This is a genomic window from Thermodesulfobacterium geofontis OPF15, from assembly GCF_000215975.1.
Lineage (GTDB): Bacteria > Desulfobacterota > Thermodesulfobacteria > Thermodesulfobacteriales > Thermodesulfobacteriaceae > Thermodesulfobacterium > Thermodesulfobacterium geofontis.
Genome location: NC_015682.1, coordinates 1616297 through 1634377, shown reverse-complemented (window position 1 = coordinate 1634377; position 18081 = coordinate 1616297). Strand labels below are relative to the sequence as shown.

At 31.6% G+C, this 18081-nt stretch carries 22 protein-coding genes; 17 read left to right on the top strand and 5 right to left on the bottom strand.

What is annotated here, in order from left to right:
- Positions 1–256: 256 nt before the first annotated feature.
- Genes TOPB45_RS08415 through argF form a run of 4 tightly spaced genes read right to left on the bottom strand, consistent with a single transcriptional unit; the run spans position 257 to position 3623 of the window.
- On the bottom strand, positions 257–1216 hold the full coding sequence (locus TOPB45_RS08415) for an ABC transporter ATP-binding protein (RefSeq protein WP_013910411.1): 960 nt from the start codon (positions 1214–1216) through the stop codon (positions 257–259).
- The gene (locus TOPB45_RS08410; protein WP_013910410.1) at positions 1209–2153 is read right to left on the bottom strand and encodes an ABC transporter ATP-binding protein; all 945 of its coding nucleotides are present in this window, start codon (positions 2151–2153) and stop codon (positions 1209–1211) included. The genes TOPB45_RS08415 and TOPB45_RS08410 overlap by 8 nt, the downstream gene beginning before the upstream one ends.
- A 44-nt stretch (positions 2154–2197) precedes the next feature.
- A complete protein-coding gene (locus TOPB45_RS08405; RefSeq protein ID WP_013910409.1) occupies positions 2198–2683 on the bottom strand; it encodes an FKBP-type peptidyl-prolyl cis-trans isomerase in 486 nt (161 codons plus the stop codon).
- Positions 2684–2714: 31 nt separating this feature from the next.
- Complete coding sequence (argF, locus tag TOPB45_RS08400) at positions 2715–3623, bottom strand: ornithine carbamoyltransferase (RefSeq protein ID WP_013910408.1); 909 nt, start codon at positions 3621–3623, stop codon at positions 2715–2717.
- A gap of 150 nt (positions 3624–3773) precedes the next feature.
- Between argF and TOPB45_RS08705 the strand changes: the two genes are divergently transcribed.
- From TOPB45_RS08705 to TOPB45_RS08375, 5 genes are read left to right on the top strand one after another with little or no spacing between them, the layout of a single operon-like run.
- Positions 3774–4181 (top strand): flagellar protein FlaG, encoded by a 408-nt coding sequence (locus tag TOPB45_RS08705; protein WP_013910407.1) that lies wholly within the window; start codon positions 3774–3776, stop codon positions 4179–4181.
- A 3-nt stretch (positions 4182–4184) separates the two neighbouring features.
- Positions 4185–5489 carry a flagellar filament capping protein FliD gene (gene fliD, locus TOPB45_RS08390; protein ID WP_013910406.1) on the top strand — a complete coding sequence of 435 codons (1305 nt, stop codon included), beginning with the start codon at positions 4185–4187 and terminating at the stop codon, positions 5487–5489.
- 25 nt (positions 5490–5514) lie between these two features.
- Positions 5515–5904, top strand: coding sequence for a flagellar export chaperone FliS (fliS, locus tag TOPB45_RS08385; RefSeq protein ID WP_013910405.1), 390 nt, complete (start codon positions 5515–5517; stop codon positions 5902–5904).
- The gene (locus TOPB45_RS08380) at positions 5891–6148 is read left to right on the top strand and encodes a hypothetical protein (protein WP_013910404.1); all 258 of its coding nucleotides are present in this window, start codon (positions 5891–5893) and stop codon (positions 6146–6148) included. Before fliS ends, TOPB45_RS08380 begins: the two co-directional genes overlap by 14 nt.
- An 18-nt stretch (positions 6149–6166) precedes the next feature.
- The gene (locus tag TOPB45_RS08375) at positions 6167–6832 is read left to right on the top strand and encodes a thermonuclease family protein (RefSeq protein ID WP_013910403.1); all 666 of its coding nucleotides are present in this window, start codon (positions 6167–6169) and stop codon (positions 6830–6832) included.
- Here TOPB45_RS08375 and serS read toward each other — a convergent pair.
- Positions 6816–8102, bottom strand: a complete 1287-nt coding sequence (gene serS, locus TOPB45_RS08370) for a serine--tRNA ligase (RefSeq protein WP_013910402.1) — start codon at positions 8100–8102, stop codon at positions 6816–6818. The two genes, TOPB45_RS08375 and serS, sit on opposite strands and share 17 nt — an antisense overlap.
- A gap of 185 nt (positions 8103–8287) precedes the next feature.
- Here serS and TOPB45_RS08365 point away from each other — a divergent pair, with 185 nt between their 5' ends.
- From TOPB45_RS08365 to TOPB45_RS08310, 12 genes are all read left to right on the top strand, one after another.
- On the top strand, positions 8288–8743 hold the full coding sequence (locus tag TOPB45_RS08365) for an RrF2 family transcriptional regulator (RefSeq protein WP_013910401.1): 456 nt from the start codon (positions 8288–8290) through the stop codon (positions 8741–8743).
- Positions 8744–9319, top strand: coding sequence for a FumA C-terminus/TtdB family hydratase beta subunit (locus TOPB45_RS08360; protein ID WP_013910400.1), 576 nt, complete (start codon positions 8744–8746; stop codon positions 9317–9319).
- Positions 9312–10067, top strand: coding sequence for a UPF0280 family protein (locus tag TOPB45_RS08355; protein WP_013910399.1), 756 nt, complete (start codon positions 9312–9314; stop codon positions 10065–10067). The genes TOPB45_RS08360 and TOPB45_RS08355 overlap by 8 nt, the downstream gene beginning before the upstream one ends.
- Before the next feature lie 214 nt (positions 10068–10281).
- The gene (locus tag TOPB45_RS08350; RefSeq protein WP_013910398.1) at positions 10282–11700 is read left to right on the top strand and encodes a hypothetical protein; all 1419 of its coding nucleotides are present in this window, start codon (positions 10282–10284) and stop codon (positions 11698–11700) included.
- A 137-nt stretch (positions 11701–11837) separates the two neighbouring features.
- A complete protein-coding gene (locus TOPB45_RS08345; RefSeq protein ID WP_013910397.1) occupies positions 11838–12473 on the top strand; it encodes a transposase in 636 nt (211 codons plus the stop codon).
- Positions 12474–12562: 89 nt separating this feature from the next.
- Entirely contained in the window at positions 12563–13954 is a 1392-nt protein-coding gene (gene argH / locus TOPB45_RS08340; RefSeq protein ID WP_013910396.1) for an argininosuccinate lyase, read from the top strand.
- Between the two features lie 4 nt (positions 13955–13958).
- A complete protein-coding gene (locus tag TOPB45_RS08335) occupies positions 13959–14897 on the top strand; it encodes a universal stress protein (RefSeq protein ID WP_013910395.1) in 939 nt (312 codons plus the stop codon).
- Positions 14882–15082: a DNA gyrase inhibitor YacG gene (locus TOPB45_RS08330; RefSeq protein WP_013910394.1), complete on the top strand. Its 201-nt coding sequence runs from the start codon at positions 14882–14884 to the stop codon at positions 15080–15082. Before TOPB45_RS08335 ends, TOPB45_RS08330 begins: the two co-directional genes overlap by 16 nt.
- Before the next feature lie 12 nt (positions 15083–15094).
- The gene (locus TOPB45_RS08325; protein ID WP_013910393.1) at positions 15095–15997 is read left to right on the top strand and encodes an NAD(P)/FAD-dependent oxidoreductase; all 903 of its coding nucleotides are present in this window, start codon (positions 15095–15097) and stop codon (positions 15995–15997) included.
- Between the two features lies 1 nt (position 15998).
- The gene (gene alr / locus TOPB45_RS08320; RefSeq protein WP_013910392.1) at positions 15999–17111 is read left to right on the top strand and encodes an alanine racemase; all 1113 of its coding nucleotides are present in this window, start codon (positions 15999–16001) and stop codon (positions 17109–17111) included.
- Complete coding sequence (gene tatB / locus TOPB45_RS08315) at positions 17104–17388, top strand: Sec-independent protein translocase protein TatB (protein ID WP_013910391.1); 285 nt, start codon at positions 17104–17106, stop codon at positions 17386–17388. Before alr ends, tatB begins: the two co-directional genes overlap by 8 nt.
- Positions 17366–18079, top strand: a complete 714-nt coding sequence (locus TOPB45_RS08310) for a twin-arginine translocase subunit TatC (RefSeq protein ID WP_013910390.1) — start codon at positions 17366–17368, stop codon at positions 18077–18079. The genes tatB and TOPB45_RS08310 overlap by 23 nt, the downstream gene beginning before the upstream one ends.
- Positions 18080–18081: the final 2 nt, after the last annotated feature.

The following is an 18081-nucleotide window of genomic DNA, read 5'->3' as shown; positions in this document are numbered from 1 at the left end:
ATACAAACTCCAATAAAGCTGATTAAAGACAGATTTAAAAATCTAAATTTAAATTTTAAAAGTTTCAAAAAATCAATTACTTAAAATTAAATCCTCTTAGAAGCTTTTTCATTCTTAGGGTTTATTTATTGAATGATAGCTATTTTGGGGGATTTTAAATCCATAAGCTTTAATTTTTTAACTTATTCTTTAATTTTCTTTAAATTTCTTTTGTTTCAATTTTTAACTTTAAATTAATCACTTAAGACTACTCTTTTTATCTTTTAAAACAGGCTATATATTGAGAGTCTCCTATTTTTCTTAATTGGGGAACAGAGTCTTTGCAAAATTTTTCAGCTTCTTCACATCTTGGGTGAAATTCACATCCAGTTGGTCTAAAGAGAGGACTTGCAATTTCTCCTTTTACTTTTTTTGAAAAAAGAGCCTTAGGAGAAAAAGGATCTGGATATGCATTTAAGAGCATTAATGTATAAGGATGATGTGAGGTCTCAAAAAATACTTCCTTTTTACAAATTTCAACAACCCTTCCCAAATACATTACTATAATCCAATCAGAAAGATAAAGAACTACAGGTAAAGAATGACTTATTAAAATATAACTTAGATTAAAACTCCTTTTAAATTCCTTAAGAAGTTCAAGTATTTGACCTGCTAAAGTAGTATCTAAGGCTGAAGTTGGCTCATCAAGGACAATTAAGGAAGGAGAAACCATTAAAGTTCTTGCTAAAGCTACTCTTTGCCTTTCTCCACCACTTAAGGCATGAGGATATTTATCTAAAACTTCAACCCTTAGACCTACCAAACTTAAAACCTCTTTAGCCTTTTCAAGCCCCTTTTCTTTATCCTTTTCAACATTTATAAGATAGGGTTCTAAAAGAATATCAGAAACTTTATATCTGGGATTTAAAGAAGAATAGGGATCTTGGAAAACAGCTTGGATTTTTGGTCTAAAAATTTTATATTCCTCTTTAGTAAGATTCTTAAGACCTTTTCCAAACCATAAAACTTCTCCTTTATCTGGCTTTTCAAGATCAAGAATAATTTTTCCTAAGGTAGTTTTTCCACAACCACTTTCTCCTAAGATCCCTACACTTTCTCCCTCAAAAACACTAAGACTAACATCTATTAATGCATAAAAGGAAATCCTTTTAAAGCCCCATCTTTTAATTTCATAACTTTTCCAGATATTTTTAACTTCAACCACAGATTTAGCCATATTTAAAACATCTCACCCAATGCTCTTTTTTAACAGAAATAAGTTCTGGATGTTTTTCTTTTCCCTCTTCACAAGAAATTTCGCATCTTTCAAAATATCTACAACCTTTTGGTTTTTCGGCTAAATTAACCACTCCACCTTTTAAAACTTTTTTAATTTTCCCTTCCTTTGGGTAGGATTCAATAAGGGTTTGGGTATAGGGATGTAAAGGATTATTAAAGAGCTCTTCCGTAGGTGCAGTTTCTACAATTTCTCCTGCGTAAAAAACACACACCCTATTTGCAATCCATCTTATAATTCCAAGGTCATGGCTTATAAAAACTATGGATAAATTCTTTTTTTGATTTAACTCATAAAGAAGCTCAAGAATTTGTGTCTGTAAGGTTACATCAAGGGCAGTAGTTGGCTCATCAGCAACTAAAAGTTCAGGTTCCCCTGCAAGAGCCATAGCAATCATAGCTCTTTGTCTCAAGCCTCCTGAAAGCTGATGAGGATAACTTTTTATCCTAATTTCAGGATCAGGCATACCAACTTCTTTTAAAAGCTTAATTGCCCTTTCCCTTCTTTCTTCTTTACTTAAATTAAAATGATACTTTAAAACCTCCTCAATTTGCTCTCCGATGGTAAGAACAGGATTAAGGGAACTTAAGGGATCTTGAAGAATAATAGCAACCTTTCTACCCCTTAGCTTTAAAACTTCCTCTTCAGGAAGATCATATAAAGAAATACCATCTATAATTACCTCTCCAGAATACCGAGTTATTCCAGGTGGGAAAAGTCTTAAAAGAGCAAATCCTGTAAGAGATTTACCACAACCGCTTTCCCCAAGTATTCCAAGAATTTCTTTTTTTTCTAAAGAAAAGCTAACTTTATCAACTAAAGGAAGATATTTTTCCTTTAATCCTAAAACTAAGTCTTTTACTTCTAAAAAGGGCATAAAAATTTAAAGATTAGCCGAATCCATCGGCCAATAGATTATTTTCAGGTGCCACATCCATAGGCTCTAAATTCAGCAGATAAAATTTCAAAAGAAGTAGCAGGTCTTGCTTCTAAAATCTTAATTTTCATAATTACAGTTTTTCCAGCAGCAGGATGATTAAAATCAGCCTTAATTTTATCTCCCTTAATTTCTAAAACTTTAAAAGAAACCCTTGAACCATATTTATTTATTTCTTCATACCATTCTCCAACCTTAATCTTTTCAGGATGTTTAAGTGTATTTATATCAACTTCCTTTATTAAATAGGGAAGATGGGGTCCATAAGCAGACTCAGGAGGAATAACTACTTCAACTTCATCCCCTTCTTTTTTCCCAACTACTGCCTCCTCTATAACTTTAGGAATAGCTTCTCTTCCTAAAATAAAACTTGCTTCTATAGGTTGAGAAAACCAAGAAGGAACTTTCTCCTCTTTTAATTCTAAATGATACCTAATTTTTACAAAAAAATCTTTTTCAATAGAATCCATAGCCAAAAACCTCCTCAAAATTCTAAATTTTTTATCTTTCTAATAAAAATTCAATAAGTGCCATATGGAGCCACATTTTATTTTCTGCTTGATCCCAAACTACAGATTGATGTCCCTCTAAAACTTCTTCTGTAATTTCTTCATCTCTATGAGCAGGCAAACAATGAAGCACTATTGCTGAAGGATCCGCAAGTTTTAAAAGTTCATTATTTACTTGAAAGTTTTTAAAAGCAAATCTTCTTTTTTCGCTTTCCTCTTCTTGTCCCATACTTGTCCATACATCAGTATTAATAACTTCAGCTCCCTTTATTGCTTCTTCTGGATTATTTACTATTTCAATCTGAGCCTTATATATTTCTTTTGCCTCTTTTAATAGCTCCTCCTCTGGTTCAAATCCCTTTGGACAAGCCAAAACTAATTTAAAACCAAGAAGTGCACTTGCTTCAATCCAAGACTGTGCTACATTATTTCCATCTCCTATCCAGACAATCTTGTCCTTATAAAGGTCCTTTCCCTTTTCTATTACAGTCATTATATCTGATAAAACCTGACAGGGATGAAATCTATCAGAAAGCCCGTTTATAACAGGAATAGAAGAATACTTAGCAAACTCCTCTATGGTTTCCTGTTTATAAGTTCTCAAAACTAATATATCTATATATCTTGAGATAACCCTTGCTGTATCTTTTATAGGTTCACCTCTACTAAGTTGTAAATCCTTAGAAGATAAAAAAATACTACTTCCTCCCCATTTAATCATCGCAGACTCAAAAGAAATCCTTGTTCTGGTAGAAGGTTTTTCAAAAATTAACCCCAGTATTTTCCCTATAAATTTTCTTTCCCAATTTTTATTTCTTTTCAACTCTAAAGCTCTATTAATAAGTCCCAAAGCCTCTTCTTTTTTTAAATCCCATATCCTAATAAAATGTCTTCTTTTCATTTTAACCCCTCTATTAAAATTATTTCTTCACAAAAGGTTAAAATTTTAATTTTTAATCAAATTTTCAATTTTGCAAATTTTTAAAAAATCGCTTCTAAAGTTTTTTAAAAATTATCCGATAATAAAAAATGATAAAAAAGGGTTTTTAAAATGGAAATAAAAGGACCAGGACTATTTATAAACTTCAACACCTTTAATAATATTGACATAAAAGGAAATAGGGTTAAAGCCTCTGTAAATCCAAATTTTAATGTAGATTTAATAAAAAAAAGAGAAGAAATCATAAGAGAATTTCAGAGAATTTTTAAAAACTTTGATAAATATTTAGAAAAAATAAATGAAGTTCTCAATCCTCTTAACAAAGAGCTAAGAGTTGAAATAGACCAAGAGCTAAACATTCCCATTTTTAAAATTATCAACAAAGAAACAAACGAGGTTATCAGACAAATTCCTTTAGAAGAGATCTTGAGAATTGCAAAAAATATAGAAAAATTTTTGGAATCGCAAAAAATTGATAAAAAATATTTAAGAGGTCTTTTACTAAAAGCGGAGGTATAAATTATGGCTGATGTTCATATGAGTAACATAACAGGTCTTCTTGATATAGATTCAATTGTTCAAGGGCTTCTTCAAGCAAAGGCTCGCGATATTCAAAACCTACAAAACAAGAAAGCAACCCTTCAAGCCCAGGCAAGTTCTTTAAGTAATCTTTTAGGAGCCCTAAATGAGCTTAATAATTTTGTAGGAACCATAAATGTAAGCAATCTTTTCAAAGGAAAAAAAGTTACTGTAGGAGATTCAAATATACTTTCAGCAACAGCCCAAAGCGACACCCCTAACCTTAATATAAGAGATTTAACTGTTTCTAAGCTTTCTCAAGAAGAAATTAGAGTTTCTCAAGGAGGGGTAAATGATTTAAATTCAACCCTTAGTGCTGCAACTTTTACTTTAAGATATTGGACTTCAAATACAACTTATGAAGAAAAAGAAATCAATTTTTCAGGTGGCACTTTAAAAGATCTTGTCAATGCTATAAACTCAGCTCAAGATAAAATAGAAGCATCCATTCTTTTTGATGGCACCTCTTATAAACTTATGCTTTCTGAAAAAGATGTAGCTAATTCTACAAAAGAAACTACCATTGATAGCTCAGTAATAGAAATAAGTTCAGGAAATCTTCCTACCCAGCTCGGAAGTCTTGAAACCTTACAGAATGCTCAAAATGCAGAAATAAAAATAGGCTCAAATACCTTTACCAGCCCCTCAAATACCTTTAATAACATCATCTCAGGGCTTACTCTTACAGTTTATAAAGAAGGCTCAACCTATCTTTCTGTAGAAGATGACTATTCTCAAGTTTCTTCAAATTTAAGTAGTCTTATAGAAAAAATAAATAGCCTCATAGATCTTATTAATTCTCAAACTGCTAAGGGAGGAATTTTTCAGGGAAATGCAGTAGTTACCCAGATTAAACCTCAAATTTTTTCTCTTATGAAGCCTCTTATAAACCTTGGCATAATTAACTTAGATGATAATGGAAAATACTCCCTAAATACAGACACTTTAAACACCCTGATAAAAGAAAATCCTAACACCCTTCAGTCTGCAATTAATCAAGTAAAAAACAATCTTTCTTCAGCCTTAGAGGATTTAATAAGCGTTATAAATAGTTATAAATCTATTCAAGATCGCCAAATAGAAAGCATTAATCAAAAAATAAATACTCTTCAGGAAGCTTTAAAGAAAGAGGAAGAAAAACTAAGGCTTGAATTTAGTAAAATAGAAACCCTTATGTATAATAATGAACAACTAAGGCAAAGACTTGAAAGCCTTGCCAAACCTATTTCTGAAACATTAAAAAGTTAATCACTAAAAGTGGGAGGTGGCTTTTATGTATCTTCAAAGCTATCTTGAAAATCAGGTTAAAAATGCCCATCCTCTTGATCACGTAATTATGCTTTATAATAAGGCTATATCTTGTTTAAAAATAGCTAAAAAAGCCATAGAAGAAGGGCTTAAAAATCCTGAAAATGTAAAGAAAAAAGCAGAAAACCTTGGAAAAGCAACAGAAATAATTGCCTATTTACAAGGCTCCCTAAATATAGAAAAAGGAGGAGAGATTGCTAAAAACTTAAATCTAATTTATGATATACTTATAAGTGAGCTTGTTAAAGCAAATCTTGAAGATAATATTGAGATTATAACCAAAAGTATAGAAACCCTTGAAACCCTAAAAAAAGCCTGGGAAGATATAAAAACTAATTTAAATGCAAAAATATAATCTAAAAGAAGCCCTCATAAAAATAGAAGTTGCCATAAAGAAAAACGAGCTTGACTTAGCTTTAAATCTTTATGAAGAGATAAATCAAAATTGGGAAGAATATAAAAAGGGTATAACTCAAGAAGAAGCTAAAAACCTTTTAAAACTCTCTGAATATATCGAGAAACTCCTTTTAGAAAGAAAGGAAAGCTTTTTTGATCGTAAGAAATTTCTTGAACTTCGCAAAGCCTATTCCTACTTTTAACTGAATTTAAAAGCTAAGATGAAACTTAAAAAGCTTTTTTCTATCCTTTTAATTTTCTTTATTTTTATAACTCTAAGTTGCCAAAAAAGTGCTCAAACCCTTAAAAAAGACCATCTCCTTAAAGTAAGAGTTGTAAAAGCTATAGATGGAGATACTGTTATTCTTGAAAACGGAGAAAGATTAAGATATGCCGGAATAGATACTACCGAAATTCATACTCAAGAAGGTATTCCCCAACCATTTGCTCTTTCTGCCTATAATCTAAATAAAACACTCACAGAAGGAAAAACCTTTTATCTTGAGCTTGCTTTAAGAAAAAGAGATAAATATGGAAGACTTCTTGGGGAACTTTATTTTGAAAACGGAACTTCTGTCTCAGAAATTCTTGTAAGAGAGGGACTTGCCTTTGTTTGTTATTATGAAGGAAGTGCTAAATATTATGAAAAATATCTTCCTTTACAAAGGGAGGCTATTAAAAAAAGAAAAGGTATCTTTTCCCTCTTAAATCGTGAGCCCAAAAATATTATCTATATTGGAAATAAAAATTCAAAAAGATTTCATCATCCCGACTGCCCAGAAGCTAAAAAAATAAAAAGAAAAGTATATTTTAAAAGTATAGAATCTGCCCTGTTAGAAGGATATTGCCCCTCAAGGGAGTGTTTTAATCTTATTTTTTCCTTTTAATAACTTCAAGACCTCCCATATAAGGGCGAAGAACCTTGGGAATAACAACTGAGCCATCTTCTTGCTGATAATTTTCTAAAATTGCCATAACAGTTCTTCCCACAGCAAGTCCAGAACCATTAAGGGTATGTACAAATCTTGGCTTTCCTCCTCCTTTTGGTCTATATCTTATATTTGCCCTTCTTGCTTGAAAATCCTCAAAATTTGAACAAGAAGAAATTTCAATAAAGCGATTTTGTCCAGGTGCCCAAACTTCTATATCATAGGTTTTAGCTGCTGCAAATCCAAGATCCCCTGTGCAAAGAACAACCACTCTATAAGGAAGTTCAAGCAATTGCAAAACCTCCTCTGCATCAAGAAGAAGGCTCTCTAATTCCTCATAAGAAGTTTCAGGAGTAGTAAATTTTACCAACTCAACCTTATTAAACTGATGCTGTCTTATAATTCCTCTAACATCCTTTCCATAAGAACCTGCTTCAGACCTAAAACAAGGAGTATAAGCTACGTAATAAAGAGGCAAAACCTCCTCAGGCAAAATCTCATTTTGATGAAGATTAGTTACCGGAACTTCGGCAGTAGGAACAAGATAATAATCCCATTCTTCAATCTTAAAAAGATCTACCTTAAACTTTGGAAGCTGTCCTGTCCCAAAAAGAGCCCTGTCATTAACTATAAAAGGAGGAAGCACCTCTTTATATCCGTGTTTTTTCAAATGAAGATCAAGCATAAAATTTATTAAAGCCCTTTCAAGTAAAGCCCCTTCATTCCAATAAACTACAAATCTACTTCCTGTAATCTTTCCGGCTCTTTCAAAATCAAGTATCCCAAGAGCTTCCCCAATTTCCCAATGAGGTTTTGGCTCAAAATCAAACTTAGGAATATCTCCCCATCTCTTTACCACCACATTATCCTCTGCAGAAACTCCAAAAGGAACACTCTCATGAGGTATATTAGGAATTAAGCTCATTTTAAATTCAAGCTCTTCTTCAACCTTTTTAAGCTCCTCTTCTAAACCTTTAAGCTCTTCAGAAAGAGCCTTTACCTTTTCAGAAAGAGCCTTTGCTTCCTCTTCCTTTCCTTCTTTCTTAAGTTTCCCAATTCTTTCAGACTCTTCTCTTCTTATATGCCTTAAATTTTCTACCCTCTGTATAAGTTCTCTTCTTTTCTTATCAAGCTCTAATATCTCATCTATAGGATAATCTTCCCCTCTTGTTCTAAGTCTTTCTTTAACCCATTCAGGCTTTTCTCTTATAATTTTTATATCAAGCATAGCTTAAAATTTATCATACAATCAAGGTTTGTCAAAATAAAGTTTTTAAAAAACTTATAAAATTTAAAAACAATAAAAGTTTAAAAAGTATCTTGATATATTTTAATTTTATATTATAAATTTTATATTATAACTTAATTATTAAAGTTTTCTTTTAAATCCTTTAAAAAGGGAGGTGAAAATTAATGTTTAAATTATCTACCAAAGGAAGATATGCAGTAAGAGCAATGTATGAAATAGCAAAAGCCTATCCCAATGGAGTTACCTTAGATCAAATTTCTGATTATCAAGAGATTTCCCGAGTGTATCTTGCTCAGATACTTAATCGCTTAAGGCAAGCTCGTTTAATTAAATCCTCTCGAGGTCCAGGTGGTGGATATGTTTTAAGAAGGCTTCCAGAAGAGATCTCCCTTTATGACATCCTTGAGCCCCTTGAAGGTCCTGTTTGCATTGCCTCTTGTATTGACCCAACTGAAGGCTGTGAAAAAATAGAAGATTGTATGGTCTATCCCATCTGGAAAAAGGTAGCTCAGTATATTGAATGCCTTCTAAAACAGGTTAAACTTTCAGATCTTCTAAAAATAGAAACCGAAAAGGATAAAAAGAAATTTGTTGACCAATTAACTGCAACCTGCCTCTAAATGAAGCTTTCTTATTATCCTGAGTTTGTAAAAAAAGCTCATAAACTTATCTTTCCCCTTGAAAAAAGGGAAATTTTAGAGCCTTTAAAAGCAGGAGATTTTCTTTTAATTTCAGGCTGGCTTCTTTGTGCAAGAGATTTTACCCATAAAAAAATTATTTCTGCTATAAAAGAGGGCTCTTTCTCTTTTGATTTTACCAATCAGGCAATTTATTATGTTGGTCCAACTAAAGCTCCCCCAGGTAAAGTTATAGGCTCAGCTGGTCCCACAACCTCAAAAAGAATGGACCCCTATATGGAATTTTTCTTAAAGCTTGGAATCTCTGCAACCATAGGAAAGGGAAAAAGATCCCCTGAAGTAAAAGAACTCTTAAAAAAATATAAAGCAGTTTATCTTGCAACCTTTGGAGGAGCAGGAGCTTTTTTAAACTCCTTCATAAAAAAAGTAGAAACCATAGCCTTTGAAGAACTTGGTCCAGAAGCCTTTTTTAGAATAAAGGTTGAAAACTTTCCTGCAATAGTTATAAATTCAATTTATGGAGATGATTTTTACGAAAAAGTTTTAAGTTATGAATAAGTATTCTCATATTCCTTTTTATCGCACCATTTCTTCAACCTCTTTAAAAACTTTTAGAGTAGTTTATAAGGAGACGGACCTTTTTGTTCTTGCAGAAAAAGACTTAACCTTAGAAACCTTATCCCTTGTAAGGAGTATAAGGCTTCCCCTTGAGGCATACATATTAAAAAACCCTCTCTTTTTAAAAAGTCTTGAGCCCCTTCCTTATGATCCTAAAGCCTCTGAAATAGTAAGAACCATGCTTAAAGCAGGAATGGTTGCTCAAGTTGGTCCCATGGCTTCTGTTGCTGGAGCAATTGCAGAAAAGGTTGGAAGAGCCCTTCTTGAAAAAGGCTTAACCTCTCAGGTTGCAGTTGAAAACGGAGGAGATATCTTTTTAGCCTTAAAAAAAGATGCCAGGGTTTTACTTTTTGCAGGAGATTCTCCTTTTTCAGGAAAAATTGCCCTTCTCATAAAAAAAGAGCTTATGCCTTGTGGAGTTTGCACCTCTTCCGCCAAAATTGGACATAGCCTTAGTTTTGGAAATGCAGATGCCCTAACAGTTATTCATAAAGACACAGCTATTGCTGATGCCCTTGCAACAGCCTTTGGAAACCTTTTAAAAACTCCTGAAGACTTTAAAAAAATCCTAAATAAAGCAAAAAAACTAAATGGTCTTTTTGGGGTAGTTGCTGTTCTTAAAGATAAAATCTTTCTTTTTGGTGAAAAAATTCGCCTTGAGCCTTTTAGCACCTATGAAAAAAAATAAAATTTTTTTGAAAAATTAAAGAAATTTTTAAAAATGACGATAAAAATCATAAAAATACTTTTTAATTAAGTATAATTGAGGAATATAAAGGTTGACAAAAGATAAGGAATTTATTATATTTTTTAAAAAATTTAGGAAAATAAGACTTGACAAAAGAGGCAAGATGTATAAAATGTTTTTTAATTAAAAAGAAAAAAAAGAAAGGAGGTGTAGTATGAAGGTAAGCAAGTGGAAAGTTTTAAGTATTGCAGGAGCATTAGTTTTAGGTTATGTAGTTTCAAGTGATGCAGCTCAAATCAAAGTTTCTGATGATACCTTTGCAGATCTTGGCTACTGGATGAAGGTAAGGTATGTAAATTTTGATGAAAGGGCAAAAGATAAGAGTACTGGAATTGATTACAACACCAATGTATTTGATGTAGTTGATGCAAGATTTAACATTGAAGGTCAGATCAATAAGATCGTTCAGTTTTACGGTGAAGTAGTAACATCTGGTGCTTATTCAAGTGATGTATATGCTGTTTTAGATAAGTTAGGTCTTAAAACAGGTCGTGATACTGTTGCCAAACTTTCTGAAGGTGGTATTAACCTTGTCTTTTTACCTGAGCTTCAGTTAAGACTTGGTAAAATCCGTATCCCCTTTACCAGAGACCAGCAAGAAGCTCGTTATTCTTACATCATTCAGTCAGACTGGATTTATGATCCTTTTGGTATTTTTTCTTATTGGAGAAATGGTCTTTTAAGACTTTTTGATGGTGGTGCAGTTCTTCATGGTGAAATTGCTGGTGGAATGTTTAGATATGACCTTGGTATTTTTAATGAGGCAAGTGATAAGAAACCTTTGCAAGATGTTGCTTGGGCAGCAAGAATTGAATTTACTCCAACTATGCTTGGTTTTACTCCTGAAACCAAAACTACAGGAAGAGGATGGTTACATGACACCTATCTTGGCAAAAAAGGAGACAAATTAACTATTGGTTTATCCTATTTTAATCAGGATGTGGTAATATTACCTGATGCTCCGTATGAAGCTGCATATTATTCAACAGATACTTATGATGCAAGTTTCTTTACAGGTAATGTATATAAAGGAACTTTATTACCTGGAGTCAGTAACGATATTATATCGTTGATTTTAAATGGGGAATTGCGTGATGCTATCTCTGCATTAAAAGATGGAAAGAAGCTTAATGTTGATGGATGGAATGTTGATGTCTTCTTAGAGAAAAAATTAGGTCCAGCAGTTATCAATTTAGAAGGTGCCTATACCTACTTTGATGACTCTCACATAGCTTATTACTATGATGAAGCAACTGATACAGAAAAAGTAAAGAAAGAAAGCTCCTATTATTGGTATATCCAGGGACAAATTTTATATGATTGTGTAGTTGGTATTGGTAAACCAGCTCTCTATGCAAAATATGAATACATTGAAGCAGATGGTGTTAAAAAAGACTTAGAAATGAATCGTTGGGCAGTAGGAATTAACTACTACATTGTTGGAAACGCTGCTCGTCTAACAGTTGGAGTAGATAATGTAAATTATGATGGTGCTGCATCAAAATATCTAAAAGAATTAGGTTATGAAGATAACATAACTGATTATTATGTCCAGGCTCAAATCATGTTCTAACCCATCCTAACCCACGCTAAAAAAGGGGCTGGGGTATTTTCCCCCAGCCCCTTTTTTTTATCCTCACCTCCTACCACTTCCGAAGTGGTAACTTTCTACCACTTCGGAAGTGGTAGAAATAAGGATGGAGGATAAAAATGGAAGAAACCAGAATTTACCATGTATTAACAAAAAGCATTGCCGGATTTAAAATATTCTTAGATGAAAAAGATTACCAAAGAATGTTAGACCTTTTAAAATACTATCAATACAATCCTAAAGTAAAATTTTCCTATTACATAACCTTAGATCACAAAGCCAAACTCTATCATGATCAATTAAAAGATGAAAATCCTTTTGTCGAAATTATTGCCTACTGTCTTATGCCTACCCATATCCATTTAGCTTTATATGAAGTTTTAGACAGAGGAGTTTCTGAATATATGAGAAGAGTTTTAGATAGTTACACAAGATATTTTAATAAAAAGATTAAAAGAAAAGGTCCTCTTTGGGAAAGCAAAATTAAGAAAGTAAAAGTTATTTCACAAGAACAATTATTACATCTAACAAGATATATTCACCTCAATCCTACTACAGCAGGATTAGTTAAAAAACCAGAAGAATGGCAATATTCATCTTATCGAGAGTATATAGGGCTTGAAAACACAAAACTGTGCGTAAAAGAAAGGTTTTTTGATTTCTCAAAGAAAGAATATAAAAAATTTGTAGAAGATAGAACAGACTACCAAAAATCCCTAAACCTCATAAAAAACATTATTTTAGAACAATTCTAAACCCTACCACTTCCGAAGTGGTAATTTTCTACCACTTCGGAAGTGGTAGAAATAAAAGGTGTGGTAAAAAAATAAAAGCAAGGTAAAATATGAAAACTATGGAAAAAAAGCCTTGGAGCGGAAGATTCAAAGAAAATACAGATAAATTTTTTGAAGACTTTAGCGAATCAATCTCCTTTGATTATCGCCTTGCACCCTACGAAATAAAGGCAAGCCTTGTTTACGCAGAAGCCTTAAAAGAAGCCAATATTCTAACAGAAGAAGAACTAAATCTTATCAAAAAAGGCTTAAAAGAAATAGAAGAAGAAATAAAAAGCGGAAAGTTTGTTTTTAACAAAAGTTATGAAGATATACACATGAATATTGAAAAAGCACTTTACGAAAAAATAGGGGAGGTAGCTTACAAACTTCATACAGGAAGAAGCAGAAACGAACAAGTAGTTACAGACTTAAGACTTTATTTAATGGATGAGGTAGAAAATCTTAAAAAAGAATTAAAAGCTCTTTTAGAAAGTATAATTGCTAAGGCTGAAAAATATTATGGAGTTATCATACCTGGCTTTACCCATCTTCAGCATGCTCAACCCGTCCTTTTTTCTCACTGGTTTATGGCATATTATGAAATGTTTAAACATCATTTAGAAAAACTTAAAGATTACGAAAAAAGACTTAAAATCTGTCCCCTTGGAAGTTCAGCCTTTGCAGGTTGTGGCTTTAATATAAATAGAGAAAAAATAGCTAAAAAACTTGGTTTTAAAGATATAACAAAAAATAGTGTTTTTGCAGTAAGCTCAAGAGATTTTATTTTAGAACTTCTTTTTATTTTAACTCTTATAATGCTTGATTTATCAAGACTTAGCGAAGAGCTTATTCTCTGGTCAACTCAAGAATTTGATTTTATAGATCTTCCCGATAGATTTTGTACAGGAAGCTCAATTATGCCTCAAAAGAAAAATCCAGATGCTTTAGAATTAATAAGAGGGAAAACTGCATCGGTTGCTGGTAATTTATTTCAACTTATTGTCCTTTTAAAAGGGCTTCCCCTAAGCTATAACAGAGATCTTCAAGAAGATAAACCTCCTCTTTTCCAAGCTCTTGAAAACACAAAAAAATCCATAAAAATGATGGAGCTCCTAATAGGGGGTATCAAATTAAAAAAAGAAAATATAGAAGCTCATTTAAAAAAGGGATATCTTCTTGCAACTGAGCTTGCAGACTATTTGGTTACAAAAGGGATTCCTTTTAGAAAGGCTCATCATATCACAGGAGAAATTGTTCTTTATGCAGAAAAAAATCAAAAACCTTTAGAAGCTCTTACATTGGAAGAATTTAAAAAATTTTCTAAGGTTATAGAAAAGGACGTTTATGAATGGTTAACTATGGAAAATTTTTTTAAAAGAAGAGAAATACCTGGGGCAACAGGTTATCTTAATGTAAAAGAAAGACTTAAAGAGGCAAAAAAAGAAATAGCAGAACTTTAGCACTATGGAAAATGTAAAAAAAATAGATCCCCATCTCCTTGTCTGTTATGACGGAACCCCTTCAAGTACAAAAATTATTCTCTATTTAAAAGAGCTTTTTTCAAACACCCCACTTGAATTAACACTCTTAAAAATTATTTCCCATCCCTCAGCTTCACAGGGTATAGAAACAGACCTTTATAAAAAACTTCAAAAAGAAGCATTTTTAGAAGAAAAAGCAAAAGAAGTTTTTCTTCAAGCAGAAAGGGAATTAAAAGAGGTTTCAGAAAGATTAAAAGAACACCTACCAGCCAAAATTTATACTAAAGTGCTTTTTAAATATGGAGACATTGCAGAGGGTATAATAAATTTTTCTAAGGAAAATCTCTTTGATGCAATCCTTGTAGGAAGAAGGGGTCTTTCAAAAATTGCAACCTATATCTTAGGAGGAGTAACTCACAAGCTAATTGTTTCAAGCCTTATTCCTGTTTGGCTTATAAGAGGAGACAAATGGAATAAAAGAGTTTTTGTCCCCTTTGATCTCTCAGAGAAAGGTTTAAAACTTGCTGATTATGTTAGTTTTATTTTTGCAAACCATAAGGATATAGAAATAACTTTTTTTCATATTTTTCATCCCCTTTCAGACCTAAAATATTTTGAAGGAAACATAGAGGAACTTATAGAATTAGTAAAAAATAAAGAGTATAAAGAATTTTTTACTAAGTTTAAAAATAGAATATTGGAGAACGGATTTTCTATAGAAAAAAATAAAATCAGATTTAAATTAAAAAGAGGGTTTTTAGGTCCAGCAGGTGAAATAATTAGAGAGGTTAAAAAAGGAGATTATACAACAATTGTTTTAGGGAGAAGAGAGAAAAAAGGTATTGAAGGGTTTTTTCTTGGTTCTGTAAGTCAAAAAATAATTTTCTATTTTGATGATAGGGCTATATGGGTAGTAAATTAAAAGTTAAATGTCCCATTTGTAAAAAGAAAACCACTTGGGAAAACAATCCTTATAGACCATTTTGTTCTAAGGAATGCAAACTTGCAGATCTTTATCACTGGATTAAAGAAGATTATAGAATAAAAGTTTCCGAAATAGATTCACTTAATAATGCAGGAATCTATTTAAATAAAAAAGAAGAATAAAGAGGGGTTAAAATGGATTATGACATAGCTATAATAGGTTTAGGTCCTGCAGGTATTCAGGCAGGTATTCATGCAGGAAGAAGAAAAAATAAAGTAATTATATTTGGTAAAACCTCAGAAAGTGCTCTTAATTATGCTCATTTAGAAAATTATTTTGGTTTTAAAGAAAAAATAGAAGGAAAAGAGCTTTTATCTGCAGGAATAGAACAACTTAAAAAAGCTGATGTTACAATCCTTGAAGAAGACATTATAAAAATAGAACCCCTTGAGAAAGGATTTAAGCTTATTACAGAAAAAGAAAAGGAAATTACAGCTATAGCTCTTATTTTAGCTATGGGTGTAAAAAGAAAAAAAAGCTTTTTTAAGAGGGAAAAGGATTTTATAGGAAAGGGTGTTTCCTATTGTGTTGATTGCGATGCCTGGTTTTATAAAGGAAAAAAAGTGATAGTTATTGGAGATGGAAGTTCTGCTATTTGGGGAGCAAAATTTTTAACCCAATTTGCTAAGGAAATTTATTTTTATTTTTCTAAAGGAGAACTCTCTTCTGAAGAAAAAAAATCTCTTGAAGAAAAGGGAATAAAAATTCTTACTCTAAAGCCAGTTGAGATAATAGGAGAAAATGAGGTAAAAGGTGTTAAATTAGAAGATGAAAGTATTTTAGAGGTTGATGGAATTTTTATTGAGCAAGGAGCAAAAGGACCTTTAGAGCTTCTTGCACCTCTCGGAATAGAGCTTGACCCTGAAACTTTTAATTATGTAAAAGTAGATAGAGAGATGAAAACTAATGTAGAAGGAATTTTTGCTTGTGGAGATATAACCGGTCCTCCTTTTCAAGTAGCTAAAGCTGTTGGAGAAGGTTGTATAGCTGGTCTTTCAGCTTCAGACTACGTAAGTAAAGTAAAAAGGGAGAGCTAATATTATTTGGTATAAAAAATTAGAGATAAACTTAAAAAATCTTAGAAAAAATTTTAGAGCTTTAAAAAAATTTTTACCTAAAAATACAAAAATTTTACCTGTTATAAAAAATGATGCTTATGGACACGGGCTTTTAGAAGTAGCAAAAACCCTTTCAGAAGAAGGAATCTTTGGATTTGGTCTTTCTGAACCTGAAGAAGCTTCACTCCTTAGAAAAAATGGATTTTCTCAGCCTATACTTTTTCTTTCAGGATTTGAAAAAGATTGGCTTCCTGAAATGTATAATTTAAAAGTTATTCCTGTAGTTACTAATTTTGATACCTTTGAGTGGTTAAAAGAATTTGTTAAAAAAATTAATATTAAATGGGAATTCCATCTTAAGCTTGATACAGGAATGCATAGATTTGGTCTTAATTTTTCAGAGCTTGACCAATTTATAGAAAAACTTAAAAGTTTCCCTCTTCTTAAACTTACAGGACTTATGACCCATCTTTCTTGTGCAGAAAATCCAGAACACGAATTAACCCAAATTCAATTAAAAAAATTAAAAGAGGCTTTAGAAAAATTAAAAAATAATAAAATTATTCCTAAGTATATTCATTTTGCCAATTCAGGTGGTATAATATTTTTACCTGAGAAAGGAAATCTTGTGAGACCAGGAATTAGTTTATATGGAGGTTATCCCAATTTTAAAGCACGAGAACTTATAAAACTTTACCCTGTTATGACTTTAAAATCAAGGATAGTTGAGATAAAGAGATTAAAAAAAGGAGAATATGCAGGATATGGTCCTAATTTTAAAGCAAAAAAGGCAACCAATCTTGGTCTTGTTCCTGTTGGATATGGAGACGGATATCTTAGAAGTTTAAGTAATAAAGGATTTGCCTGGTGTAAAGGAAAAAGAGTTGCTATAGTGGGAAATATCTCTATGAAGGCGCTTTATTTAGATATAACAGAGCTTGAAAATCCTCAAATAGGAGATGAGGTTATTCTTCTTGGAGGAAAAAATGAAGAAGTTCCTGCTGATGAACTTGCAAGCCTTGCAGGAACCATAAGCTATGAGCTTTTTTGTAACTTAGGAAAATCTATTCCCCGAGAGTATATAAATGTTTAATATAGGTTTTTCAGAAGCTGTTATTATATTTTTAGTTGCCTTAATTGTTCTTGGTCCTGAGAAACTTCCTGAAATTGGTAAATTTTTAGGAAAACTTTCCTTAGAGCTTAAAAAAGGTATAGAAGATATAAAAAGAGAACTTGAAATTGAGGAAGTGGAAAAGGAATTTAAAGAAGAAATTAAAGAGGTTAAAAAAGAAATAGAAGAAATTAAAGAAGCTTCAACTCAAATAATAGAAAATCCACTCAAATCTGATGAAAAGGATAATCTTTCCTAAAATTTTTGCTGTTGATGTTCTTGAAAGAATAAGAAGAGAACTCATATTTTATATATCTCTTTTTTTTATTTTATGGCTTCTCCTTCTTTTTCTTTTCCCTCGTCTTTTCCCTTATTTAATGTTTCCCTATTTTAAAATCCTTAAAGGTCAGCCCTTAGTTTTTACAAGTTTAGAGGAGGCTTTATTTGTTATTTTAAGAGCTTCTTTTTATTTAGCACTTATTATATCTCTTCCTTTTTTACTTATTCGTCTCTGGAAAGCAATTTCTCAAGAATTTTATGAACCAGAAAAGGTATTTTTTAAAAAACTCTTTTTTGTTTCCTTTAGTCTTGGTATTTTAGGTCTTTTAGTAGGCTATTTTTTATTTATTCCTACAATTTTAAAGGTTTTTCTCTTCTTTGGTAGGGATTTTTCCGCTAACCTTAAGATTAACTATTTTCTTTTTTTTGTATTAAGAGTTCTTTTATTTTCTGTTTTTGTTTTTCAAATCCCTTTATTTTTTGCTCTATTAATAAAGGAAGAACTTATTACTGAAGAATTTTATAAAAAAAGAAGGCTCTATTTTCTTGGTTTTTTTTATGTGTTATCTCTCTTATTATCACCTACTGATTTTTTTACTCAGATCTTGTTAACTTTATTTTTGTTCTTATTTTTTAGATTAGCCTTTTTAATAGCCAAGTTTTTTAAATAAAG